We start from the raw sequence: 26521 nt of genomic DNA on the forward strand, positions 1-26521 counted from the left end.
ATCACGCTATTAGAATGTGATAATCTAACTTAATTGGAAAGGAGAGCGACTGCTAGGATAAAGTAAAAACATTTCTGAAAGGGTGAAGTGATTGAAGAAACGATTGAATTGGATTCTAGTGCTTCCATTGAGTTTTTTACTTTTATTCAGTACATTACCAGGAATTATACTTGCTAGTGATTGGGATACGGACTATTCAAATTATCGTCAAGTAGCAACTGGACTTGATGGTATGGTAACGACAGCGCATCCATTAGCATCGAAAGTCGGTGCCGATGTATTAGCGAATGGCGGGAATGCGATTGACGCCGCTGTTGCTATCCAATTTGCACTGAACGTGACAGAGCCTATGATGTCTGGTATTGGTGGCGGAGGATTCCTCATGTATTATGATGCCAACACGGATAAAACACAGATCATCAACAGCCGTGAACGCGCACCAGCAGGAGCTACTCCTACCATGTTTTTAGATGATAAAGGCGAACCCATCCCCTTCTCTAAACGAGTGGAAGGTGGAAATTCAGTCGGTGTCCCAGGAACGTTAAAAGGACTAGAGGAAGCACTTTCACGCTTTGGTACTCTTCCAATGTCTGAATTAATTGATCCTGCAATTGACTTGGCTCGAAACGGTTTCCCCATTGACTCGGTATTAGCGGAAGCTATTGAAGAAAATAAGTTGAAACTAGCTTTCAAAGAGTCTGGAAAAATATTCGTACCTGACGGCAAGCCTATGCGCGAAGGTGACCTATTAGTACAAAAAGACTTGGCGAAAACATTTGAATTAATTAAAAACCAAGGTACAGATGTATTCTATAAAGGAGAAATTGCACAAGCTATCGCGGGCGCAGTACAACAATATGGCGGCACTATGACACCTGAAGATTTACGTACATACGCGATTACGATGGACGATCCCATTTGGGGCGATTACAAAGGCTATCAAATTGCTAGCATGCCACCCCCTAGCTCTGGAGGCGTCTTCCTTCTTCAGATGCTTGGTATTCTGGATCACTTCAATCTTTCCCAATATAACGTAAAATCATGGCAGAAATATCACCTACTTGCGGAAACTATGCACCTCGCATATGCTGACCGTGCCATCTATGCTGGAGATCCTGATTTTGTCGATGTTCCACTAAAAGGACTATTGAATCCACAATATATCCAGGAACGCACGAACTTGATCAACTTGGATCACATGATGAAAGATCCAAAAGCTGGCGACCCATGGAAGTATGAAAATAAACCGAATGCAACTGTAGCTACAGTACAGCCTGCCCCAGACAAACTCGGTGAAACGACGCACTACTCTGTAACGGATCAATGGGGCAATGTTGTCTCTAACACGACAACTATTGAACAACTATTTGGTAGCGGAATCATGGTGCCAGGTTACGGAATTGTCCTAAATAACGAACTAACAGACTTTGACGCAGTACCAGGCGGAGCGAACCAAGTAGAACCGAATAAGCGTCCACTCAGTAGCATGACACCAACTATCGTATTTGAAGATGGCAAGCCGGTTCTCTCGGTTGGTTCCCCCGGTGGACCGACAATTATCACATCTGTTTTGCAAACGATTATTCACTCGATTGAATATGGTATGGAGCTAAAAGCCGCTGTAGAAGAGCCTAGAATCTATACGAACAGCACATCAACCTATCGTTATGAAAGCGAGATTCCACAACAAACAATGGATTACTTACGTGTACTCGGTCATCAATTTGGTGACAAGCCGACTACGATCGGGAATGTACAAAGTATTCTAATCGATCAAAAGGAAGGCGTCTATAAAGGCGTTGCTGATTCCAGCCGTAATGGAGCCGCAATTGGTGTAAGTAAATAAATTACCAACTATTATAGAAAAAGCATCTTATTCCCTGCTATATCAGCTAGGGACAAGGTGCTTTTTTTAGTGAAACATCTTTCGTGCGGAAAATATTCCTGTGCATTTCTGTACCAATCTTTGGCTTCCTAACCTAGACGCAGAAATACATTTTAAAATCATAAAAGAAATCAGTTGAATTCCAGTGTTATGGGCATAATAGCTAATAAAAAGCGTTACTGGAAAAGAGGTAAATCGTGAAAACAAGCTGGAATATTTTTAAATTGGATTTGAAGCATATTAGTAAAAACTGGGTAGCTGCCCTATTGATTGGCGGGTTAACTTTTTTACCGTCTTTATATGCATGGCTGAATATCTACGCAACATGGGACCCTTATGCCCATACCGACCAATTACCTGTCGCGATTGTCAATGAAGATGAAGGCGCGATGGTGCGTGACAAACAGATTGATGTCGGTAAAGAACTAATAAATACTTTACAAGATAATAAAGAGATGGATTGGTCATTTACTACAAGTGAGGAAGCAATGGACGGCGTAGAATACGGTGACTATTTTGCGGCGATTTTTATTCCAAAAGACTTCTCTAGCAAACTTGCGACAGTCACTTCAGGAGAGCCTGAAAAAGCGGAAATCCATTATTTCGTCAATGAAAAATTGAATTCTATCGCACCTAAAATTACGGAAAAAGGCGCTTCTGTCATTGTAGACAAAGTAAGCCGCCGTTTTATCTCTACAGTCAATGGTGTGGTACTCGATTTGTTTAATGAACTTGGAATAGAAATCGAGAAAGATTTACCTGATATCAAGAAATTCGAGCAATACATCTTCGACATTCAAAAGCAATTACCAGCGATTCACAAGACACTGGAAGGAATTGTAACTGATGCCAACTCTGCGAAACAAATTATCAACAAAGCCCAACAGTTACTGCCTGAAGCGAAACGAACTACGAATTCAGGACTGAAAACGATTAATGATACGTTGGATCAGCTGACAACAGCGCAGAACCGACTACAAGCAGCTGCACCACGTATTACAGCGGATGTGGAGAAAATCACTGCTATTACGAATGAAACCAATGATTTTCTCAAACAAATTCAGCAACTATCACCTGACTTTACTGAATGGAATCGCACGAAACAAGCAGTTGACGATCGTCTAACTGGCAGTATCGAAAAACTAGAAGGACTTCAGCAAGACCTTCAGAACATAAAGAATGTAGCTGAACAATTGAATGGTGAACAAGCGAATGCAACAGATGCCACTCTCTCCCAGCCAATAGACGCGGCATTACTAAAAGTCGACAATCTTAAAAATCTACTAAATGAAATTCAACAAAATGCACGTACAATGGACTCACTTATGCAAGGTGAAGAAGAGCGGCTACGCAATAGTATAAATGATTTGCAAAAGATTGCCGAGAACACTTCCATGAAAGCCGATTCATTCCTAAAAGAATACACCGACACGATAGAACCTTACATTCGCAAAGAAATTGCCCAGGCATTAAAGACACTAACTAGTGCCAAAGCGTTGCTGACTGAAGTACAGAACGCCATTCCCGAAGTACAACAAACATTAACTAGTGCTGATCAACACTTGACGCAAGGTAAACAGCAAGTCGAGAGCGCGTTAAACCAATACCCATATGTCTACGAGAAAGTGAACCAACTGGCAAATCGTATTGAGGATATTCAAGGTACGACAGATATTAATGAAATCATCGACTTACTGCAAAATAATCCACAAGCGGAGCGGAGCTTCTTTGAGGAACCGATTGTATTAAATGAAACGAAGCTGTTCCCGATCAAAAATTACGGTACCGGCATGACACCTTTTTATACGGTGCTTTCCATTTGGGTCGGTTGTTTACTATTAATTTCCTTACTCTCTACAGACATTAGCAGGGAAGGAACATTTACATCTAGACAAATTTATGTAGGCCGGCTTTTTACATTCGGTTTGATCGGCTGCATACAGACGTTGATCGTGACGACCGGCGATATCCTACTTCTTGGTGTAACCGTCAAAGAGCCGATCGCATTTTTCTTGTTTGGGATATTAATTAGTATTGTATTCATGTCGATCGTCTATACGCTCGTCTCGGTGTTCGGTGATGTTGGCAAAGCAATGGCCATTGTCTTACTCGTGCTGCAGATTGCAGGATCTGGTGGCACGTATCCGATTATGCTGCTACCTTCATTTTTCCAGTGGATCAACCCTTTCCTACCTTTCACATACGCAATTGACTTGATGAGAGAGTCCGTTGGAGGAATCGTCTGGGCCCGAACTATAAAGGATCTGTTGTTTTTAGTAGTAGTTGGATTGGTATTCATTACGTTCGGTATAGTATTCAAAGAAAAAATGAATAAAGCAACCCATCATCTTTTAGCGAAATCACGTGAAACCGATCTATTTCATTAAATTGTTGCATATAATGTGTCTGCTGAGTAAAAAGTGTTTCTTTGACCGCTCTATAGCAGCATTCGGTTATGGTGATTTATATGATATTCAACGGAAATAATATGCAACACAAAAAACCTCCCTACATTGGTAAGGAGGTTTTACGTCGTGTTAACTAATATATAATATTTCAGCGCGTCTGGAGATTCCCACTATAAAAAGTATCCTGTTGAACCCGTTGAATTTCAAAATTAAAACCTCGATGTTTCTAAACAAGTTTATCTTTATTTGTAAAAGCATCACTTTCAATACAAAAAGACGACAATCCATTCAGGTTCGAATGAATCGTCGTCTTTTGATTTTTGAGAAATCAAAGCGTATAGTGACATTGATTTTTCACATGCTAATTTAGCTGGTTAGAACCGATTACTTCGTATAACCGTTCATTTGTGATTGAGCCTGACGCACTAATCGCTTTGTAATTTCTCCGCCGACGGATCCGTTGGCACGCGATGTGGAGTCTGGTCCAAGGTTTACACCGAATTCGTTAGCGATTTCTTCCTTCATTTGGTTGATCGCCTGTTGTACGCCTGGAACTAAAAGTTGGTTTGAGTTGCTGTTGCTGTTGTTGTTTGGCATGTTGTCCACCTCCTTCTGACAATAGAATGAGCAATTTTCGAAATATCATACATCGAGAGTAAAAAAGTTTTTAAAGCAATTACTTCAAAGGTTTAACCATAGTTCTACTACCGACATCAACACATATTGACTTTCTTTTTGAATAAACATACTATAGAAACAACATACATATGGAGGAACTTACATGACAAATGAACTTCAACAAGCAATCCAACTACTTAAAAGTACACAATGGGTTGACTTGACCCACACATTCGGACCCGATTCCCCTCACTTTTCTGCTTTTGACGCAGCAGAATTCGAAACACTCTTCACGCACGATGATGGATTCTTTGCTCAGAGCTTCAAAATGGCGGGTCAATATGGAACACATATCGACGCACCGATTCACTTCGTACGCGATACACGCTATCTCGATGAGCTCGAGCTAAAAGAACTTGTATTACCATTAGTCGTAATGGATTTCTCTAAACAAGCACAAGAAGATCATGACTTCACAGTAACTATAGAAGACATTAAATCATTTGAAGAACAGCATGGCCGAATTGAAGCAGACACATTCGTTGCATTGCGCACGGATTGGAGTAAGCGTTGGCCAGATCATGAAGCTTTCTGCAATAAAGACACCGAAGGGAATAACCGCATCCCTGGTTGGGGATTAGAGGCACTAGAGTTTTTATTCAATGAACGCGGTATACAAGCAGTTGGACACGAAACATTCGATACTGATTCAGCGATGGACTTCCAAAAGCACCAAGCGCTCCGCGGAGAATATTTTGTATTGGAGCAAGATACCTATCAAGTGGAGTTGATGACGAACCTCGACCAATTGCCTGCTAAAGGTGCCGTGATTTTCAACATTATGCCGAAACCCGAAAAAGCTTCTGGTTTTCCCGTCCGCAGTTTTGCGATATTGCCGTAAATACTAAAAGGTGTTGCTGTGCGCATTTCAGCGTTCGCAAGACCTTTTCTATTTCATATATAAAGGTTGCTGAAATCTAAAACTTCGGTAATGTAAAATTTCTATTTTCACGTAATTATTTATCTGATTATTGCGTGCATTAATCACATTAAGGGTATGTACTGAATAGTAAGCAAAAATGAGTGAGGTGAGTTATTTGGCAAACTTCAATGAAGATTCCATAAAACTACAAGCAGAGTTACAACCATCAGATCTAAAAAAAGTGGTAGACTACTCGATATTTTCATTCGAATCAACAGAACAAGTGGAAAAGCTGACAAATATCGTTGGGCAACAACGCGCGCGGTCCGTGATGAATTTTGGTCTACACGTGAATAAACCTGGATATAATCTATATGTTGCAGGGATTGAAGGTGTGGGAAAAACGTCGTTTGTCACTACCGTCGTACATGACTTTTCAGAGAAAGAAACTACCCTCTTTGACTGGTGTTATGTAAACAACTTTGAAGATGAGTACAAACCTAAAGTGCTAAAACTCCCTGTTGGATTCGGTAAGCAACTTCAAAAATCGATGGAAGACCTATTGAAGGATTTAAAAGTAGATATTCCCACTTCTTTTAATGAAGATAATCGATTAAAGAATCGTTCATCGATCATTCGAAAGTATAAAGATCAAATGGACGAAGTATATAAACAGACCAATGAAGTAGCCGCAGAGAACGGATTTATACTAAAACAATCCGATTCCACGATCGCTACGATTCCGATGGGCGAAGACGGAAAACCTATAAGTGAGGAAGCTTATAATGCATTAAATGAGGAACAACTCGCAGCCATTGAAAGTAAATCTGCCAAATTACAAGAAATTATTCTAGAAGCGACGAAAACGATACTACGTTTTGAACAAGATTTGAAGAAATCCTTAGCCGGCTTTGATCATCAAACAGCCATTACGACCATCGATTTTCATATTGATGAATTAAAAAAGAATTATAAAGACTGCCCTGAAGTGATGCACTATATTAAAGCAGTACGAAAAGATCTCGTAAATAACTTTCACACGTTTTTACCTAGTCCATCTAAAAAGGATGAAAAACAGCTAGGCAATCTGTTCAAAGACGAGAATCAAGCGCTAAAAAAATATACGATAAACGTGTTAGTTGATAATAGCGAAACTACAGGCATGCCCGTCATATCTGCAGATAATCCTACCTTTTATAACCTAATGGGTAAAGTGGAATATGAAAACCGCATGGGTGTTATGAGTACTGATTTCACGAAAATAAAACCCGGCTATTTACATGAGGCAAACGGAGGGTATCTTCTCATTCAAGCGAAAGATATTTTTTCGAAGAGCCAAGCATGGGAAGGTTTAAAAAGAGCATTATTAATCCATAAATTACAAATTGAAAATATAGGTGAACATGCGAGCATCATTGCTACCGCCTCCGTTAACCCAGACCCGATTCATCTTGACGTAAAAGTGATTATTATTGGAAATATGGATATTTATCAAGCGCTTTACCATCACGATGAGGATTTCCGTAAACTCTTTAAAATCCGTGTAGACTTTGATGTGGAAATGAAATACAACCAAGATAATATTGCAGGGTTAGTGAGTTTCATTCATACCCATTGTAAAAAACACGGACTTCGGCATTTTGATCCGACAGCTGTGGCAAAAATTATTGAATACAGTTCACGTATCGCAGGCGATCAAAATAAATTATCCACTCGTTTTAATTTACAAGTAGAATTGCTTTATGAAGCGGATGCATGGGCAAGCATCATGGGAGACGACCTCGTTTCGGCCAAACATATAGAAAAAGCCATTCAAGAAAAGAGATATCGTTCAAACTTATATGAAGAAAAAATTCAAGCGAGTATTGACGAAGGCAGCATTTTAATTGATACGACCGGAGAAAAGATTGGACAAGTAAATGGCTTGGCGGTCTATGATTTAGGACAATATCATTTCGGTAAACCATCGCGTATTACAGCCACTACATTTATGGGGAAGAAAGGCTTTGTCAATATTGAAAGAGAAAGCCAAATGAGCGGAAATACACATAATAAAGGAGTTTATATATTAGGAGGTTATTTAGGACAAAAATTCGCGCAAAAGTATCCGTTAGTACTGACTGCGCATATCGCTTTTGAACAATCTTATGGTGGTGTGGATGGTGATAGCGCATCAAGCACAGAATTATATGCGATTCTTTCAAGCTTGGCGGAAATTCCAATCAAGCAAGGATTAGCTGTAACTGGCTCCGTCAATCAAAACGGAGAAATTCAGCCAATTGGTGGCGTTAATGAGAAAATTGAAGGTTTCTATAATGTATGTAAAAGTAGAGGCTTAACGGGCAAACAAGGCGTCCTCATCCCCCACCAAAACGTAAAAAACTTGATGCTGAATGATGAAGTCATTGAATCCGTTCGTGGTGGACAGTTCCATATTTATAAAGTGCGAACGATTGAAGAAGGAATCGAACTATTAACCGGTATACCGGCAGGACATCCGAATGAACATGGTGACTATGATAAAGAAACCGTCTATGGAAAAGCTGCAGCTAAATTACGTCTGTTTATGGAATTTGCCAAAGAACAAGAGAATTGAAATAGGATCTGCATATGAAACGCTCGAGAAGGTTAGGCTTCATGAGCATTTCTAGTGCAGATCCTTTCTTTGATTACAATACTGTATTTCATCAGATTATTCAGTCATCCGTAATAAACCACCGAAATCCTCCTATGTATTTCCAACCAGCTTACATTTCCAAGTCAATTCTGTTACATTTCCTTCAAAGCTATCGAAAGGTTGTACAATGAATATACGATAGTTTTCTCGAGGAGCCTGATTATGAATAAGAAACGTTTAACCTGGGTAGATGTCACCAAAGGTTTTTTAATGATTCTTGTCGTCATTGGACATTATCCTGGACAGTTAGATGTCCCACTCGTTAAGTATATTTACTGGTTTCACATGCCAGCCTTCTTCATTTTAAGCGGATTGTTTTTTAAGCCCGTAGTTGAAAAAGGTTTAATGAAAATCTCGATTCAAAAACGTTTTATGCAATTGATAGTTCCTTATTTATTTTTCCTCGTCAGCATTACGCTGATCCGTTACGGGATAGAGATTGGTTCGGGTAATACAGACTTGTCATGGTATGTAAACGATATGTGGACACTTGTAGTCGGGGGACGTTTTGTACGCGGGGCCTATGGCGTATTCTGGTTTGTCACGACGCTATTCTTTACATATTTGTTTTTCTTATGGATGACAAAATACTTTAACCGCACAAAACAACTCATTATTTTAGCTGTTTTTTATAGTATCGCTCACTTGGAAAGTTTGTTCGCGATGCATGTCATTGGCGGTGCTCCATCTACTGCGGCGCAAACGATTCCGATGATTTGGAACATCGATGTCGCACTGATGGCAGTCGTCTATTTTTCACTTGGCTATTATTTGAAGAGTTTTTGGATGAATATTCCGATGAAATGGTTAATCGCAGGGTTGCTCGTTAGTGGAACGGCGATAGCACTCGATCAGTATAACGTCATTGACTATCACTTGAGTATGAAGTTTTTACGCTATGACCATTTCGTTTTAGACTTGATCATCCCGCTTTCTTTCACAGTTGTGTTAGTTGGCGCATTCCAACTCATAGCAGCTAAATCATCTTTAAATTGGCTGCAAAGGATCGAAAAGCATTCTTTAACTATCATGTACTTGCACATCTTTACAGATATTTTATTAAATGACTACTTTACGTATGGGGTCATTGGGTTCACCGCATTCGGTTTATTTGTTCCCATTGCAGTTTCGATCATTATCCAAAAGTTTCTCCCTCATGGAAAGCTATTCCTTGGCGGATTCACACAGAAGAAGACTACTGCTGATCGAGCTATAACGTAAAAAACACCTGTGCACAAAACTTTCATGAATGGTTACACATTCACGTTTGTTTGTGGCACAGGTGTTTTATTATAAATACAGTTATAAATTACTCGGTCTTTTGTATTTTCAAACCTTCTATAGCACACATTATATTTTTGTAGTAATCGGAGCGGATAGAAAACCCGCTATATTCTTCATGTGTCGTACAGGAAAACCAAGCAAAACCATTCTTCATAAAAGTTAAATCTTCAGGTAAATGAGGAGCTACCCAGTCGTACAATGTATTGGCGTGGCGTTTTAATAACTCGCATGTTTTTTCATTTGACTCCATCATATAGGCGGTTGCGGCCGGACCTTTTGTCATCGTATTCGCCCACTCATTCGTTTTATAAGTTTCCGAAGTGTACGGTTTGAATTGGTCCAGTATGTCTTGATCATACGTAAGTTCTTTCCGTGTCACGAAATAAAATGAATCCGAATGACCGCAAAGCACGTTGATCAGGTTTCTATATACATCATCTGTAGGGTTCTCCGTTATATCCCAGTACTCCATCATTCCACCTCTTTTCTGTTAGTATATCCCATACGCCGATGATCTAAATAAGATGGTGATGTTTATGAATAGGCTAAATGCAGCTGCAAAGAAAAGAAATATCGCTAACCCTTTTCTTTTTTCTTTTAATTGACTGAATCCCAAAAGTACAAGCATTACGGCCAAAAGAATTTGCACATACGGCATAGTAACATTTTCACCGGTCAGTAAACTATAACTCGATACAGAAGCTACTATGACTCCTAATATAACAATTAGTATATTCACTATGTAAAAACCTCCATCTGAGAATCGGATCTAAATAATAGATCACTTTATCATTTCAAGTATTAATTTTCATGATTTTCATTACACTATAATTTACAATCCAAAATAAAAAAGGGATACATGCTGCATAATTTTTCTTGCTATCAGATAATAAAATGATTGCTATCGCAAATATAAAAATACTAGGAATGAGCAGCGTCCAGTATAATTTTCTTTTCGTCATTTTTACATACCACTTCTTTTCTAGAAATTTATTAGACAAGTATAATCCATCTGTCTTATGTTATTTCTTATATCGATTACTCTTGAATAGGTAAAAACTACACCCCACTATGAAATCGTCTAGGCGCGTCTTTTTGAAAATACACTACGGCCATTCCCTATAAGGTTTTGTAGTAAAGATATCCAAACATTATGGTTAGGGTTTGGAGATTTAGATTTACCGATTCTTGCTAACTGCTGTTCATACCAACCAATCTCTAATAAGGAAGCACTCTTATCTAGTAGTTTGATCCCCGTTCGGATTGGTTTTGCATCAACGGTTTCATAACTGCCAGTAAAGATTTTGTTTGCTAAGTCCGGCACTAAGGCAAAAGGTCTTGCAACGCCAACCATATCAATTTCTTCACTCGCAACCGCCTCCTCCATCCCTTTTTGTGTACGAAAGCCGCCTGTAACTACTATAGGTGTAGAGATTAATTTTTGAGCCTTTTTAGCATAGTCCATAAAATATGCTTCACGTTTGATTGTAGTTTCTTTTACATTTGTCCCCATCATAATCGGATTTTCATAATTTCCACCAGAAATTTCAATGAGATCCATCCCTATTTCGGACATTCTTTGAAGAACTTCCATAGACTCATCTTCAGTGAATCCACCCTTTTGAAAATCCGCAGAGTTAAGTTTAATACCGATCGGAAAAGAACTTCCTACTTGCTTACGGATTTCATTATACGTTTCTTCCAAAAATCTCATTCGATTTACTAACGTTCCGCCCCATTCATCTGTACGTTGATTATGGTAAGGAGATAAAAATTGGTTAACGAGATAGCCGTGTGCTGCATGGATTTGAACACCTGTAAAGCCTGCTTTTTTCGCAATTCTCGCCGCTTCTCCAAATCGGTTAATTACATCTACAATCTCTGACGCCACAAGAGCACGTGGTTCCTTGAAGAAACGTTGTAACCCACCTGTAAGAGGCACTGCACTCGGGGCTACAGGTTCTTTTGAAATCAATTTCGGTGATTGCTTTCCTGGATGATTCAGCTGCATCCACAAGTGGGTTCCATTTTCAGTTCCCGCTTTCGCCCACTTCATTAACATCTCCATATCCCGTTCATCTTCTATTGCGACGTTATTTGGCTCCCCTAAAGCATTTCGGTCGATCATAACGTTACCTGTTACAACAAGACCAGCGCCCCCGTCAGCCCACGTTTTATATAAAGTCACCAAGGCCGGACTCGGATTTTGATGAGCCGTCCCCAAAGCTTCACTCATGGCAGACTTAAATATTCTATTCTTAATGATGGTTCCATTTGGAAGGTGTAGAGCATTACTCAACACGGACTTTGATTGATTCATTTATCGTTTGTCTCCTTATTTTTCAAGTATTATAGAAAAGCCATTATGACATCAAGTTATTTTTGGTGAATTAGCTTTATTCAATAATTGCGTAGTTTAGTTTAATACAAAAATAAAGATGTATAGAATTAGAAGTAGTACAAAAATTATGATATTCATGTAGGCTTGAGCTTCATCTTCTTTTTTACGTATATCTCTTATGGATGTAAATAGAGTAAAACCGCCAAGTAACAATATATAATAAATCATATATTCAAATCTTTTTGTAACTAGCATAATGATACCTGCAAGTATGACTGTGATTGGTAATGCTATATTGAGTATTTTCATCACACCACTCCCTCTTTACTGATTTCAATAGCGGTATTTCAATTCTCTGGAAACGGATATGGTCTATTTTACCAATAAATTGAATAGACGGATTTCATTACTTATCTTAACAACCACGGAATATTTAATTGTATTTCAAATTGAACAGTCGGCTTAGGAAAGTCGTCTGGAACTAAATCTAAATCCTTTTCGTTAAAATCTATTTCGACCTCATCACAATTAGGTATCGAAACTCCTTTTTCACTATTTGTCAGTAGCTGTAATTCCGTTCTATCAATAATTTTACCGACAATATGATAAAGTGCGCTATATAGATGTGTACCATCATCATTTTCTATATACTCGGAAATCTCACCTTCTTTACGGGGGTCAATACCCAGTATATTAAATAAATGTTTGACTTCTGATGAGAATGTGTCACAAGCTAAAATATAATTAGCGCAATAATTGCAGTCACAATCTTCTGTGATAAAATGGTGCTTTTCATAAAATTGTCTTGTTTGGTTTACATCTATTTCTAGTACATAACTTCCTACCTTAATCCGATCCATTACTTCACCCTACTCAATATATAGTTTTATAAAAGGTATCTTCCATCTTCATTTTTAGTCAACTTAGCTCCATTTCAAATTCATGAATTGTATTCGGCAACGGAACGATCAACAAGCTTATAATAAAACTTTAATCGTATCTCCCGACAAATCTGCAAATCATATTTGGTTTTAACTCGCTCATGAATTTCTCCCAATAACTAACTTCTACACTTATTCATTGAGCATGCAATCTTCTTTTACAATAACAAAGAATATAGAATTGGTAAAACAGTATAATCATTTCATTCATTTCTAATAATGACTACTTTTGTAAATAAAAAAGCTACCTTTTAGAAAGGCAGCATAAACTTCCACAATCAAACATTGGTTTACTTAAAAGGCGTGATTGTCTAATTGTTGCTTGGATACTTGCACAATCAATTGGGTCGAGTATGCTCGAGTGATGGTTATACTATTATCACCGTATAGAAAATCATCTATTAACTCACTTACTTCATACCAACGATCGTGTTCTTCACCAAGGAAATGATCTCGGGCAATTGTGTACACCTCATTAGCATTATCAATTGCTAAGCCTGGATCATCCACGATTTGTCTCAACAAATATCGTACATAGTGTTTGGCACTATCATCGTAAGAGGGTTCCGTAATGTCTGGCTCATATAAAGCTCTGTTAAAGTACTCTTCTACTTCAAATATATTCAAGGGTTCTGTTAGAGAAACTAGTATATTCAAAGATGGCGTAGACATTCGATTGTGTAACATAGTAAAAGCCCACTCTATATAATCAATAGCTAGTACTGTACCTTCAAGTTTCTTATAATACAAAACTTCCGTTTCCATCACCATACTCCTCATATTGTGCGCATATTCTAAAAAAACACCTGATGCTGGAGTGGAATCTTTAAAGATTTATTATACCTTTGTAGAATTCACATCACCAATCACTTTATAAATCACACTACCAAAAGCTAATTGAATAGGAATTAACGAAAGTATAATAGCTATAAACTGACTAAGTGTCTTGATCCATCCAGTTAAGCCCAACACGTCATTAATCAAGATATTTGCTAGTTGAATAAGACCAAACACAATACCTACTGCGATAATAAATGCAATCAAGATTAAAATAATTTGTGAAACTTTAATCTTTTTTATATTTTTCATTTTACTAATACTACCATCAGAAATGGAAAAGAAAATATAAGTTAACGGCAATATCAATAAAAACCAATCTATATAACCAAATGCGATCCACGAAACACCTATTCCTAAAAGTAATATCCATCCCATGGTGTTAAACAATTTTTTATTCATCTAAACACCAGCCTTCCGTATGTAAGCTATAGCGTTATTTGGATTTTTTATTGAATAGGCGTTAATCCGTAATGATAAAATCTGCCTGCTTCCATAAATAACCCTACTTCTCACTTTTATTTAATGATCTAACTAGAATGACATATAACACGACCGACATCACGATCGCAGCTATATACATGTACCCGATGTCTATGCGTAATAACTTAGTTAGAAAACCGCTTACGAGTACGGACACGCCAGCTCCTACGATCAACCTGAATACTTTGAAAGAAACTAGTTTGTTACTTAATTCATGAAATAAAAATCCAACGACCGCACTAATTACAATAGAAAATATAAATACAGAAAAAAGCGTGAAATACAGAAACATTAAATCGCTTCCCTTCATGTAAGATCTTATGACTTTTTGCATACTTCGTGCTAGAGTAGCGCCCATATAACTGTTTAAGTAGAGATTTTTCTATTTATAAAATCTGTTTCCTGCATTTATATAAATAAGCATAAATGCGACGATGGCTATAAATAAAACTAGACCAAAGTAGAACAACGAGTTGTTATTGTACACATCACTGAGTAACCAAAAAACCATACTAAACGACAATGCGAACATCATCTTACCCATGAATTTGCAGAGTGCAACCACGTCATACTGTTCTTTTTCAACTGGAGACATAGTGTTATAGCCCGCAATCAGGATGGAACCTTTGCCATTCATAAATATAATTCCTAACCCCATAAATCCTCCAATAATTAGTAGCGTTATTATCATATCGATCCCTCGCTTCGATATTCTTTCTTACTTTACATACGAATGAATGTTTTAAAGGTTTCATTCCTTCATGAAATAGTTCGATTAATGAATTATTTTGTATGATGCTATAAAAGTCTAGTTATTTTCCGTGTCCAAACACAGTACCCACATTTAATCAATCTAAAAAACACCCGTATAAGAACATTCATGAATGTTTACACAAACATGTTCGTTTCTCACACAGGTGCTCATTTTTTTATTATAAAGCGACTTCTTTCAGCGCTTCCAAATGCTCGGTATCGAAGTGATAGGTTTCATTGCAGAAATGACAATTCGCTTCGGCGTGTCCATCCGTTTGAATCATGTCTTGAATTTCTTCGCTGCCTAAGCTGATAATTGCATTAGAGATGCGCTCTACAGAGCATTGACACTGAAATTGAACGGGCATACTTTCTAACACGGTAACATGTTCCGAACCTAACACGTGCTCAAGTATTTGTTCAGGTGTACTCCCTTCCTGGATCATGGAAGATAGTGGCGCAATTACTTTCATCCGTTCTTCAATCTTACTCATCACGTCTTCATCTGCGCCCGGCATGAGTTGAATAATAAAACCACCTGCGGCTTTAACGGTATTATCAGGATTTACTAACACACCTACTCCGACAGCGGATGCGGTTTGTTCAGATTTTGAAAGATACGATGTATAGTCTTCTCCAATTTCCCCGGAAATGAGAGGGATTTGTCCTACGAAAGGATACGTCAGCCCTACGTCCTTTGAAACTGTTAGCAATCCATTCGTTCCGACTGCCTTTCCGACTTCGTTCAATTCTACATCCGTTTGGGGATTCGAGACATATCCTCGAACTTCACCTTTTGCGTTCGAATCCACGATAATGGTACCAAGTGGGCCGCCACCATTAATTTTTACTGATATTTTCTCCTCACCCTTTAACATAGAGCCAAGAATTAAACCGGCAGTCATTGAACGTCCCAGGGCATCTGCAGCTGTTGGCCAAGCCGCATGCCGTCGCTGTGCTTCCGCTACTGTTGTAGTTGAGTTCACTGCGTACGCGCGCACTTGATTTTGATACGCCACTGCTTTTACTAAATAATCATTCATTCTATACACCCTTTCTATAGCCCTAAACGTTTAGTTTAGCTTTGTTTCACGTAATTTTTCGGGTGTGACATCATTTCCAAGCGGATCGATGACTGTTAAACCTGAAAATGTACCGATGACTTGTCCGCGGATTTCACGCAAGTAATCTTGACGTAATACTGTCTGCTCAACTACTTCGGCATTTGTTAAGCCTTCTTCACGCTGTTTTTTAGCTAATTCATTAATACGACCTAATTGATTGATCATGTAATTCCCTCATTTTCATTTATTATTTACGTATAAGTAGTTTACTATGTGCACTAAAATGCGGAACGACAAATTCTTGCAGCTCCTGTATCACTTCCGTTACCGGACGGTCTTCGTTACGGATCGCAAGAACGACGTGATTTACTCCGATATCTTGCAATGCATACAAATAATCGATTAAAAACTGATGACCGGATGTGAAGCCGACTTTTATCGGAATGGGTCTAGGTGCTGTATTCGGTTTCTCAGATAAATGAATAGTTAGAGGCTGTATGAACGGCTTAAATTCAGTTGTCGCTTGACGCCAAAGCTTAATCAGCTCTTGTTGGCGATTTGCTTCTTGGGCGTAAAACATCCAACCGTCTGTATTCTCAGCTAACCACTCTATCGTTTGTCCGGAATATCCGGTACCTAAAATCGGGATGTTAGACAATAGTGGCTTAGGAATCACATCGCCTGCTTCTAGTCCAACACGTTCCGACTGGATCGTAGGGAAAGACTCTTTCCATACTGTTTTCATTACGTCGATAGACTCCCTAAACAATTCATCACGTTGGTCTCGATTCACTTTAAATGCTGGGAATTCGATCGGGCGATCACCCGTTGCAACGCCTAGCAATAAGCGCTGATTGGATAAATCATCTAATGAAGCCGCTGACTTTGCTAAGTGAAGTGGATGCCGCAATGTCGTGACGACACTTGCCGTGCCTAGCGCGATTTTACTTGTATGCGCACTTACATAAGCGAGGAGTTGAAATGGATCATGCTTGACGCCAGCATCCCCGAAGTTCGGATCGTAAAGAGGTGAATCTCTTACATATAATGCCGCAAAGCCTGCATCTTCAGCTTGTTTCGCAAGCTTTATTTGCTCAGCTATATCCATCGGCATACGATAATCGGCAACTTGATCCATAGGAAATGTCAGGCCAAGTGTTAACTTATTTTCTTTGAACGTTCTAGCAAATCCTTGATGCGTTTGAAATGTATTCATTATCACTCCACCTAACTAGCCATCCTACTGACACTTACACCATTTTTTCTTTTAGCCATTCTTGCAGTGCTTGTACTTTCGGATTATATTCTGTATTTATTTCTTCATAAAGTGACGCAACCGTTTCGCGTTTTAGAATCGATTTCCACGAATTCTCCGCCTCCGCCATTAAAGCGGTTAATGCGCAGTCACTATCTTCTTCTAAATTAAGCATGTCATGAAAAACACCACTTGGAGTATAGAGTGACTGTTTGCCTTCGATCGCTAAATATATATCGTAGACACGAATCTCTTCAGGCTTTCTAGTTAACTTAAATCCACCTTTCACTCCAGGAACAGAAGTGATTAAATCCGCGCTGACTAATTTCCGTAAGATTTTTTGGGTATACGTAGGCGATGCGTGAAGTTGTTGACTAATAGCTTCCCCTGGTAATACCGCACGATCCGGTAGCATGTTCAGGATAAGAATGGCATATAAAGATTGTTCCACTCCGGTTTTCATCTGCATTACATCATCACCTTTTCTCACTCTTTTTTAATTGACAATTCCAACTTTACCATCATGGATAATCATTATCCTCTTTATAATAACACAGGATTTTAACTAAGTATAGTTTTCAACTTCGCTCCTTATAAAGAGTGTTTACAATCTATAGTATCAATTAAAAAGCTAGCAAGCAGATGGTAAAATACCGTCTGCTTGCTAGCTATGTCTTTTAGTACTATGAGCGTACTGATTTAACTTGCGATACTGTCAATCCATCACCAATCGGCAACAATATGGACGTCAACCGAGGATGCTGTGCTGTGTATTCATTGAACTTCCTCATATTCTGCGAGTATTGCTTGCCTAGGATGGACGAGTCCGCTACCGAACCGCCCGCCAATACATTATCAGCTACAATTACCGCATTCGGCTCAGCTAGCTCTAAACAACCGTCTAAATAGTTTCGGTAACTCTCCTTATCCGCGTCAATGAAAAAGAAATCGAACGTTTTCCCTTCCGCTTTTAACGCTTCTAAGCTATCTACAGCAGGTCCAGTTTTATACGTCACTTGTTCACCAAATCCTGCCTTCGTTAAATTAGATTTCGCTAACGTCGCAAATGACTCCTCTAATTCTAGCGAAGTCAAATGTCCTTCATCGCCAAATCCTCTCGCAAGACAAATACCGCTATATCCGCCAAGTGCACCTATTTCAAGAACATTTTTTGCGCCCGTCATCGAAACGAGCATCGTTAATGCTTTGCCTGACGCTGGAGAAACCGAGATCGAACGCATACCATTTTCTTGTATGGAGAATAACACACGATCGAGAATTTGATCAGTTGCAACAAAAGTTTGGTCAATATATTGGTTAATGTTTTTCATTAAATAACTTCCCCTCCAACTAGTAAATTAAATCCTCCATTATTCATTTAACACACTTTCCGCAAGCACTTTGGATTTATCGCCATACACTTTTGTAATATGCATATCTCCCCATGCACATAGCGAGCTTAAAATAGCTTCTAAACTTTGGCCGTATTCACTCAATTCATACTCTACTTTAGGCGGCACTTGATTATAGACAATTCTATTAATCACACCGTCCGCCTCTAATTCACGTAATTGTTGAGTTAACATCTTTTGTGTAATATTCGGCATCAATCGTTTTAATTCACTCGTCCGCTTTCTACCATGTGTCAAATGACAAAGTATTACACACTTCCACTTACCACCTATTACTTCCAATGTTGCTTCCACACTAATATTATATATTTTGCTCATTTCTATCGCCTCCACTATTGATAGGTACTAAAAGGTGCCTACATTACTTTAAAGTGCGTACTTCTCTTTTAGATTTCTATACTTCATACTAACATTTGCAGGTACACTTCACTACATCAAACGTATTGATGCCATGAATATTGCACGCAACTTATTAGTAGGAGGAACGTGAGAAGATGTCAATTGATAAAAAACGCAGTACATTTGCATTGCTTGCATTAGCTATCAGTGCATTTGCGATAGGTACTACCGAATTTGTGAGTGTCGGATTATTACCACTCATCGCTCAAGATTTAGATATTTCTGTTTCACTAGCCGGATTAACTATTTCCTTATATGCTGTAGGGGTGATGATCGGGGCTCCAATCCTCACTAGTTTAACTTCTAGGTTACCTAGAAAGTCCGTCTTAATCTGGATCATGGTCATATTTATTGTCGGAAACAGTATAGCCGCGGCCGCAACAAGTCTAAGCGTATTACTGTTTGCACGAATCATATCCGCATTTTCACACGGTGTGTTCATGTCTATTGGTGCTACAATCGCAGCGGATTTAGTGCCAGAAAATCGTAGAGCAAGTGCTATCTCCATCATGTTTACGGGATTAACAGTTGCTACAATTACAGGCGTTCCTTTTGGTACATTCATCGGTCAACAGGTAGGATGGCGTGCTGCTTTTGTTTTAATTGTGATTATAGGTGTGATTGGGCTTATTTCAAACAGCCTCCTAGTTCCGTCAAATTTACGACAGAGCGCACCAACTACATTGAAAGATCAAGCGAAACTCCTGACGAATAGTCGTTTACTAATAGTGTTCGCTATTACTGCCCTAGGTTATGGCGGAACGTTCGTCGTGTTCACCTACTTATCTCCTTTACTGCTTGAAGTGACCGGATTTAAGCAAAGCACGATTGTAATCATCTTGCTAGTCTATGGGATCGCAATTGCGATAGGAAATATGATTGGTGGAAAACTGTCCAATAAAAATCCGATAAATGCTCTGTTCTATATGTTTATCGCACAAGCCATCATTTTATTCGTATTAACATTCACTGCACCATTTAAAGTGGCGGGGTTAATAACTATTATACTGATGGGTATATTTGCTTTTATGAATGTTCCAGGACTTCAAATATATGTCGTCATCTTAGCGGAGCGATTCGTGCCGAGTGCAGTCGACGTAGCCTCCGCTATAAATATTGCTGCCTTTAATGCGGGGATAGCCATTGGTGCGTATCTCGGTGGAGTCGTTACGGATTCGATTGGTATTATTCATACACCTTGGATTGGAGCAAGTATGGTGATGTTCGCAGCCGTCTTAACGGGCATTAGCCGTTTGCTGGAGCGCAGAGACAATGTAACGGTACATTCAATGGAGGAGGTGATGTAATAAAAGCATGACGCACGATTATCCAACACTATGAAGGAGGAAGAAATTATATGAAAAACTTACAATCTACAACTACACTATCTAACGGGGTAGAAATGCCTTGGCTTGGTCTTGGTGTGTTTAAAGTGGAAGAAGGTACAGAGCTCGTAAACGTAGTGAAAACGGCAATTGAGCACGGCTATCGTAGTATCGATACAGCCGCGATTTACGGTAATGAAAGCAGCGTAGGTAAAGGTATAAAAGAAGCACAAGTGGATCGGAAAGAATTATTCATCACGTCTAAGGTATGGAATAGCGAACTAGGATATGAAAAAACACTTGTAGCTTTTGACGAGAGTATTACTAAACTCGGTCTTGACTACTTGGATCTATACCTTATTCACTGGCCTGTAGAAGGACAATTCAAAGAAGCGTGGCGCGCATTGGAAACCTTGTACGAAGAAGGAAAAGCTAAAGCGATTGGCGTAAGTAATTTTCAGCCGCATCATTTAGAAGAATTAATGAAAGATGCAAAAATCAAGCCAATGATCAATCAAGTCGAGTACCATCCTCGTTTATCCCAAAAAGAAGTACAGGCATTTTGCCAAAAGCACGACATCCAGATGGAAGCGTGGTCACCACTAATGCAAGGTGAGCTACTAGAGAATGCTGAATTACAAGAAATCGCAGACCGCTACAACAAATCCGTAGCCCAAGTAATTTTGCGTTGGGATTTACAAAATGGTGTAGTCTCAATTCCAAAATCAACGAAAGCCCATCGCATTGCTGAAAATGCGGATGTGTTTAACTTCGAACTCACTTCAGAGGATATGGAACAAATCAATAAATTAAATCAAGATCAGCGAATCGGACCAGATCCTGACAACTTCGATTTCTCATAATCAAAAATGAATACTGTCCGAATTGCGGTTCGTACAGTATTCATAAATTATCCGAGCATTAGGGAGCATCATAACTTCCATTGGAAATCCGATTCTGCAACTAAACGACAAAACCTCCCTACGTAAGGTAAGGAGGTTTTTTTATCGTGTAAAGTCTAGAAATAAGTAATCAAGCATGATGGTTTGTCAAAAGTATTTTAATTCTTCATTCGACTACCAAGAACAGAATCAAATAGTTGCCTTGCATACGTATGGGAAAAGTGAAATACTCCATCCTTTTTCACACTTTCATCTACCATTCGGCCATCCTTCATAACATAAATTCGATCACATGCATACATGACTGCTTGTAAGTCATGCGCAATGAATAAAATCGACATATCCATTTCTCGATTCAGCTCAAGAAGCAGGTCAATGATTTCTCTTTGAATCAATCGATCCAAATTGGATACGATTTCATCACAAATGAGCAGTTCAGGTTCAACTAACAGTGAGCGAAGCAAGTTGACGCGTTGCTGCTCACCGCCACTCAATTCTGAAGGATATCTACGTAAATACGTTTCCGATAATTTTACTCTTTCAAGCATTCGTCGAATATGCGCTTCACGATCTCCTTTCATCGCGCGGAGAGGTTCTAGTAATATTTCGCGCACCGTCCATGAAGGATTAAGCGCTGCTGATGCGTTTTGAAAAATTAATTGGCTCGATTGATAAAATGACTTTCGGTTTTTTCGTGTAACTAGTTGACCGTTGAATGCAATTGAGCCATCGTCTGCAGATTCAAGTTGCATCACGACACGAGAGAGCGTACTCTTTCCACAACCACTCTCTCCTACTAACCCCACAACTTCTCCTTTACTTACAGTCATGTCAACCCCATTTAACGCCTTTTTCGTCTGACTTCCACTGAAATAACTTTTCGAAACATTTGATACTTCTAACATCTGCCGTCCACTCCTAAAATCTACTCTCCAATAATCGCTTCGTATAGGCATGATGAGGATTCAAGAAAACTGTTTCCACTGTCCCCGTTTCTACTATGGTTCCTTGCTGCATAACCGCCATTTCATGAGCGGCTTCAGCAACGATGTCGAGGTCATGAGTAATGAGGAGAATCGTCGTACCTCGTTCTTCATTCAGACGAATTAGCAACTGAATGAATTCTTTTTGAAGCACCATATCGAGTGCCGATGTGGGCTCGTCCGCAATGAGTAAAGCAGGTTCCAGGTAAAATGCGCACGCAATCATACATCTTTGCAACATTCCACCGGATAATTGAAAAGGATATTGCTCGACAACTTCCCAAGCTAGGCCCAACTGGTCTAAAATTACATGCATTTTCTCATTGAATACATCTAACGTATCCCCGACACGTTCTCCCGAAAATGTATACAGTTGACGCCCCAGCTTCACGGAAGGATTAAAACTGTTCGAGGCGTCTTGGAATATAGTGAAAATATCTTGTCTTCTTAGGCTTGCCATCTCCTGAACAGACGCATCCAATATGTTTCGACCTTCGTACATGACATATCCGCTTACTTTTGCGTCTATAGGCAACAAGCCAAGCAGGGCGGATACTGTCATGCTCTTTCCGCTACCACTTTCACCAATCAGCGACGTGATTTTACCGCGCCTTATTGTGAAATCGACGTGCTTCGTAATATGCTGATTTTGTATTTTAATAGATAGATCTCTTACTTCAATCATTGACACGCCTCCTCTCTGGATTCTTCCACGCCTCTCCAATAAAATTGATAGCGAGAATGGTCAAGAAAATCAGAATGCCTGGAAATAATGCAATCCACCAAGCACCAATTAAAATATCATTTTGCGCGTAGTACAACATATTCCCCCAAGAAGGTATCGCTGGAGGTATTCCGATGCCGAGAAAACTAAGTGATACTTCCATAAATATCGCGCCAGCAAAATTAAATAGCGTTACGACAAAAATAGCGGGAATGCTGTTTTGCAGCAAATGACCCCAAAGTATTTTCCGAACAGGCGTACCGAACATATTGGCCATTTTAACAAATTCTTCTTCTTTGAGCCGAATGAATTCGGAACGCACAATCCTTGCGGTGACAAGCCACCCCGTCAATCCAATGAGTAGTGCCATGCCCCACATCCCGCCTTGAATGATTGCTTGAAACACCAAAATAATAATTAGGGAAGGAATGGTAATGAGTGCTTCCAACAACCGCATCATAACGGTATCGATCACTCCGCCGAAATAGCCACTAATCCCGCCATAGACAACTCCAATGACGAGTGACAAAATAACCGAACTACTTGCTACAGCTAGCGTTACTTTCCCACCTTCTAGTAAACGTGATAGAACATCTCTGCCTAAATGATCCGTTCCTAACCAATGCTCACTATTCGGTGCACTATATACTTCTTCCATATTCATTTCATTTGGACTAAATGGGGCAAGTAGGCTTGAAAACACCGTTAAAAAGACAATCAATCCAAGAAGGCAACACCAAAACCAAAGTGTTTTCCGTGACTTCATTTAGCGAACGCCCCCTTTGCGCAACTTTGGATCGATAGCGTACATAATGAGATCGACAATAAATAGTGTCACGACGACTAAAACACCCGTCACCATAATGCTGCCCATTAATAAAGGGAAATCCTTTGTTGCGACTGCCTTGACCGTCAATTGCCCTATTCCAGCCCAAGCAAATAATGATTCCACAATAATTGATCCACCAAAGAACGAAGGAATGGTTATAGCGATGTAATTCAAATAAGGAATGGACGCGTTGCGCACTATCCCCTTTCGAATAGACCTCTCCGTAACTCCATTTGCGCGTGCAACTTTCACATAGTATTGACAGTTTTCTATCTTAATACTTTCTTGTAGAAAACGAGCGTAAATTCCCACATGGGTCACAATGAGCACGCTAGCGGGCATAATAAGGTGACGGACTTTATCTACAACACCGCCATTCCCATCTACATCGCTAGATCCAGAAGAAGGAAGAACCCCTAGAGTTACAGCAAAGAAGTAGATGAACAAAATACCAAGCCAAAAGGCAGGTATGGAGGACGTCGCGATACTAAATGTGGAAAGTCCTTTATCCCAAATAGAACCTGCCCTCATACCCGCCACTGTGCCTAACCAGATGGAACCTATGACAATGAAAAACATCGTTACGCTAAATAACAGCAACGTATTCGGTAGCCTTTCCATGATGATCTCAGAAACAGGTCTGCCTTCTTTAGAGGACGTTCCTAAATTCCCTTTGACTGTCTCACCTAGCCATGCAACGTATTGCTCGGCAACTGGACGGTCTAATGCGTATGCACGGGTAATGCGTTCTTTTTCGGCTGCCGTTAACGTCTGCGCATTGCCTCCATAGAAAGCAGTAGCAGGATCTCCAGGCGCTGCTTGCATAATGAAAAAAGAGAGGAAGCTAACGATGAAGAGGACCACAATCCCCATCACCATTCGCTTCCCAACCCATTTACTGATCATTCCACTTCCACTCCTCGACGTTCCAGAGGAAACCAGATCCATGATGACCTAGCGTTCGTTCTTTCACACCACTCACATTTTTGTTTATCCCATACACTGCATTTTCGTAGGCAATAAAGTCAAATGCCGGATCATTCGCAAGTTCTTCTTGAAACTGCATATAAATTGCTTTACGTTCTTCCGGATCCGTTGTTGTACGTCCTTTCGCAAGCAGTTCATCCACTTTTTCATTTGAATAACTACCATAGTTATAACCGGAGCTCTTTATGCTCGATTCATCCGAATGGAATAATAGGTGTGTATGATGATCTGCATCATACGGACTGCCCCATCCAACCATAAACGCATCTGCGTCTTCTATCGTAATCGCGCTCCAGTCAAGCGCTGCTACTTTTACATCCGCACCAATATCTTTAAATCCTTCGGCAACATAATTTGCCATGTTCACTCGAACAGTATCACTTGCAGGCGCAGTAATCGTAAATGATAGTTTTTCTCCGTTTTTAGAACGAATACCATCCTCATTTTCTTTCCAACCCGCTTCATCTAAAAGCGCATTCGCTTTCTCTAAGTTATATGTGTACTTTTCAATTTGGTCATTATTGAACTCATGATTTTGCAATGGTGAATAGGCAACAGAACCATGTCCTTTTAATATGCCTTTTACTATTTGCTCTCGATCGGTTGCGTAACTAAATGCACGACGCACATTGACATCTTTCCAAAGGTCCAAATTCATATTGAATAAAATGCCACGATAATCCGCTGATTCTATATCGTATATAGTTAAGTTCTCTTCCCTTTCTAAGTTTTCAACTTGTACAGGATCCAACAATGCAACATCCACCTCGCCCGACTTCAACTGAAGTGCACGGACATTACTATCTGGAATAAACTTAAATATTACTTTTTCAATCGAAGGCTTTGTTCCAAAAAATTCACTATATGCTTGTAAGGTCAATGAATTGCCACGATCCCATTTATCAAACATATATGGCCCTGCACCAATCGGATGGCTGTTAAAGTCAGCTGTTCTCATATCGACTCCTTCAAATGCATGTTTCGGAAGAATCGGTACCGTTAACTTGTCTAGTAACGGTGTGAATGGCTGTTTTAATGTAATTTCGACGGTATAGTCATCCAGCGTTTTAGTAGATGCTACTTCTTCAAAATCAGATTTCAAAAATGACGCGTTTTGATCATCCATAATACTCTCAATCGTGAACACTACATCATCTGCTGTAAGTTCTTCCCCGTCGTGAAATGTAATGCCTTCTTTTAGCTTAAACGTATACGTAAGTTTGTCCTCTGACACATCATAAGAATCTGCGATATCCGTAACTACCTTATTACTTTCATCAAATCGCATGATTCCACGAAACAACAGTGCATCTAGATTCGTTTCTTCGAGGATCGGGTTAAGCCCTTCGAACTCTTCTTCAGAAGCATAAATGAGGCGATTCTCATTAGACGGAGTTGATTCTTTTACATCCTCTTTTTTAGTACATCCTGCCACAATTACTACAAGTACCATGAAAAGTACAAGTAACTTCTTATTAAATATAATCATTGA

26 protein-coding genes are annotated in these 26521 nt (G+C 39.4%); 7 read left to right on the forward strand and 19 right to left on the reverse strand.

Features of this window, described 5'->3' with window-relative positions:
• The first annotated feature begins 91 nt into the window (after positions 1–91).
• Together ggt and CSV68_RS07280 are read left to right on the forward strand one after the other, a co-directional pair.
• Positions 92–1846, forward strand: a complete 1755-nt coding sequence (gene ggt, locus CSV68_RS07275) for a gamma-glutamyltransferase (protein ID WP_199175014.1) — start codon at positions 92–94, stop codon at positions 1844–1846.
• A gap of 236 nt (positions 1847–2082) precedes the next feature.
• Positions 2083–4272, forward strand: coding sequence for a YhgE/Pip domain-containing protein (locus CSV68_RS07280; RefSeq protein ID WP_099633405.1), 2190 nt, complete (start codon positions 2083–2085; stop codon positions 4270–4272).
• A gap of 405 nt (positions 4273–4677) precedes the next feature.
• Here the strand turns inward: CSV68_RS07280 and CSV68_RS07285 are convergent, their stop codons facing one another.
• Positions 4678–4890 (reverse strand): alpha/beta-type small acid-soluble spore protein, encoded by a 213-nt coding sequence (locus CSV68_RS07285; RefSeq protein ID WP_099633404.1) that lies wholly within the window; start codon positions 4888–4890, stop codon positions 4678–4680.
• Positions 4891–5074: 184 nt separating this feature from the next.
• Here CSV68_RS07285 and CSV68_RS07290 point away from each other — a divergent pair, with 184 nt between their 5' ends.
• The 3 genes from CSV68_RS07290 to CSV68_RS07300 all read left to right on the forward strand — a co-directional run bounded on the left by CSV68_RS07290 (position 5075) and on the right by CSV68_RS07300 (position 9731).
• A complete protein-coding gene (locus CSV68_RS07290; RefSeq protein ID WP_099661786.1) occupies positions 5075–5812 on the forward strand; it encodes a cyclase family protein in 738 nt (245 codons plus the stop codon).
• Positions 5813–6008: 196 nt separating this feature from the next.
• A complete protein-coding gene (locus tag CSV68_RS07295) occupies positions 6009–8429 on the forward strand; it encodes a Lon protease family protein (protein ID WP_158233503.1) in 2421 nt (806 codons plus the stop codon).
• Between the two features lie 243 nt (positions 8430–8672).
• On the forward strand, positions 8673–9731 hold the full coding sequence (locus tag CSV68_RS07300; RefSeq protein WP_099661788.1) for an acyltransferase family protein: 1059 nt from the start codon (positions 8673–8675) through the stop codon (positions 9729–9731).
• Between the two features lie 88 nt (positions 9732–9819).
• Here CSV68_RS07300 and CSV68_RS07305 read toward each other — a convergent pair whose 3' ends face one another.
• From CSV68_RS07305 to CSV68_RS07375, 13 genes are all read right to left on the reverse strand, one after another.
• Complete coding sequence (locus CSV68_RS07305; protein WP_099661789.1) at positions 9820–10266, reverse strand: hypothetical protein; 447 nt, start codon at positions 10264–10266, stop codon at positions 9820–9822.
• A gap of 18 nt (positions 10267–10284) precedes the next feature.
• The gene (locus tag CSV68_RS17610; RefSeq protein WP_368665176.1) at positions 10285–10452 is read right to left on the reverse strand and encodes a DUF3953 domain-containing protein; all 168 of its coding nucleotides are present in this window, start codon (positions 10450–10452) and stop codon (positions 10285–10287) included.
• A gap of 423 nt (positions 10453–10875) precedes the next feature.
• Positions 10876–12114 carry an NADH:flavin oxidoreductase/NADH oxidase family protein gene (locus CSV68_RS07315; RefSeq protein WP_099661791.1) on the reverse strand — a complete coding sequence of 413 codons (1239 nt, stop codon included), beginning with the start codon at positions 12112–12114 and terminating at the stop codon, positions 10876–10878.
• A gap of 431 nt (positions 12115–12545) precedes the next feature.
• Positions 12546–12995, reverse strand: coding sequence for a hypothetical protein (locus CSV68_RS07325; RefSeq protein WP_099661793.1), 450 nt, complete (start codon positions 12993–12995; stop codon positions 12546–12548).
• A 375-nt stretch (positions 12996–13370) separates the two neighbouring features.
• Positions 13371–13841 (reverse strand): hypothetical protein, encoded by a 471-nt coding sequence (locus tag CSV68_RS07330; protein ID WP_099661794.1) that lies wholly within the window; start codon positions 13839–13841, stop codon positions 13371–13373.
• Between the two features lie 72 nt (positions 13842–13913).
• Positions 13914–14315: a disulfide bond formation protein DsbD gene (locus CSV68_RS07335; protein WP_099661795.1), complete on the reverse strand. Its 402-nt coding sequence runs from the start codon at positions 14313–14315 to the stop codon at positions 13914–13916.
• A gap of 463 nt (positions 14316–14778) precedes the next feature.
• Positions 14779–15087 (reverse strand): DUF3784 domain-containing protein, encoded by a 309-nt coding sequence (locus CSV68_RS07345; protein ID WP_099661797.1) that lies wholly within the window; start codon positions 15085–15087, stop codon positions 14779–14781.
• Positions 15088–15328: 241 nt separating this feature from the next.
• A complete protein-coding gene (hslO, locus tag CSV68_RS07350; RefSeq protein WP_099661798.1) occupies positions 15329–16192 on the reverse strand; it encodes an Hsp33 family molecular chaperone HslO in 864 nt (287 codons plus the stop codon).
• A gap of 30 nt (positions 16193–16222) precedes the next feature.
• A complete protein-coding gene (locus CSV68_RS07355) occupies positions 16223–16438 on the reverse strand; it encodes a DUF896 domain-containing protein (protein WP_085130816.1) in 216 nt (71 codons plus the stop codon).
• A gap of 22 nt (positions 16439–16460) precedes the next feature.
• Positions 16461–17429, reverse strand: coding sequence for an LLM class oxidoreductase (locus CSV68_RS07360; protein WP_099661799.1), 969 nt, complete (start codon positions 17427–17429; stop codon positions 16461–16463).
• A gap of 34 nt (positions 17430–17463) precedes the next feature.
• Entirely contained in the window at positions 17464–17937 is a 474-nt protein-coding gene (locus CSV68_RS07365) for an RrF2 family transcriptional regulator (protein WP_099661800.1), read from the reverse strand.
• Between the two features lie 214 nt (positions 17938–18151).
• Positions 18152–18799 (reverse strand): O-methyltransferase, encoded by a 648-nt coding sequence (locus CSV68_RS07370; protein ID WP_099661801.1) that lies wholly within the window; start codon positions 18797–18799, stop codon positions 18152–18154.
• A gap of 39 nt (positions 18800–18838) precedes the next feature.
• Positions 18839–19198, reverse strand: a complete 360-nt coding sequence (locus tag CSV68_RS07375; protein ID WP_483315670.1) for a winged helix-turn-helix transcriptional regulator — start codon at positions 19196–19198, stop codon at positions 18839–18841.
• A 176-nt stretch (positions 19199–19374) separates the two neighbouring features.
• Between CSV68_RS07375 and CSV68_RS07380 the strand changes: the two genes are divergently transcribed.
• Both CSV68_RS07380 and CSV68_RS07385 read left to right on the forward strand, forming a co-directional pair.
• Positions 19375–20586, forward strand: coding sequence for an MFS transporter (locus CSV68_RS07380; protein WP_099661802.1), 1212 nt, complete (start codon positions 19375–19377; stop codon positions 20584–20586).
• A 50-nt stretch (positions 20587–20636) separates the two neighbouring features.
• The gene (locus CSV68_RS07385; protein ID WP_099661803.1) at positions 20637–21467 is read left to right on the forward strand and encodes an aldo/keto reductase; all 831 of its coding nucleotides are present in this window, start codon (positions 20637–20639) and stop codon (positions 21465–21467) included.
• 197 nt (positions 21468–21664) lie between these two features.
• On the opposite strand, the gene CSV68_RS07390 is transcribed toward CSV68_RS07385, so the two are convergent.
• From CSV68_RS07390 to CSV68_RS07410, 5 genes are read right to left on the reverse strand one after another with little or no spacing between them, the layout of a single operon-like run.
• A complete protein-coding gene (locus CSV68_RS07390; RefSeq protein ID WP_099661804.1) occupies positions 21665–22411 on the reverse strand; it encodes an ABC transporter ATP-binding protein in 747 nt (248 codons plus the stop codon).
• A 13-nt stretch (positions 22412–22424) separates the two neighbouring features.
• On the reverse strand, positions 22425–23174 hold the full coding sequence (locus tag CSV68_RS07395) for an ATP-binding cassette domain-containing protein (RefSeq protein WP_099661805.1): 750 nt from the start codon (positions 23172–23174) through the stop codon (positions 22425–22427).
• Complete coding sequence (locus CSV68_RS07400) at positions 23167–23979, reverse strand: ABC transporter permease (RefSeq protein WP_099661806.1); 813 nt, start codon at positions 23977–23979, stop codon at positions 23167–23169. The genes CSV68_RS07395 and CSV68_RS07400 overlap by 8 nt, the downstream gene beginning before the upstream one ends.
• Entirely contained in the window at positions 23980–24948 is a 969-nt protein-coding gene (locus CSV68_RS07405; protein WP_099661807.1) for an ABC transporter permease, read from the reverse strand. It abuts the gene before it with no gap.
• Positions 24938–26518, reverse strand: coding sequence for an ABC transporter substrate-binding protein (locus CSV68_RS07410; protein WP_233192882.1), 1581 nt, complete (start codon positions 26516–26518; stop codon positions 24938–24940). The genes CSV68_RS07405 and CSV68_RS07410 overlap by 11 nt, the downstream gene beginning before the upstream one ends.
• Positions 26519–26521: the final 3 nt, after the last annotated feature.

Source organism: Sporosarcina sp. P29 (assembly GCF_002743265.1).
In the GTDB taxonomy this organism is placed as follows: domain Bacteria; phylum Bacillota; class Bacilli; order Bacillales_A; family Planococcaceae; genus Sporosarcina.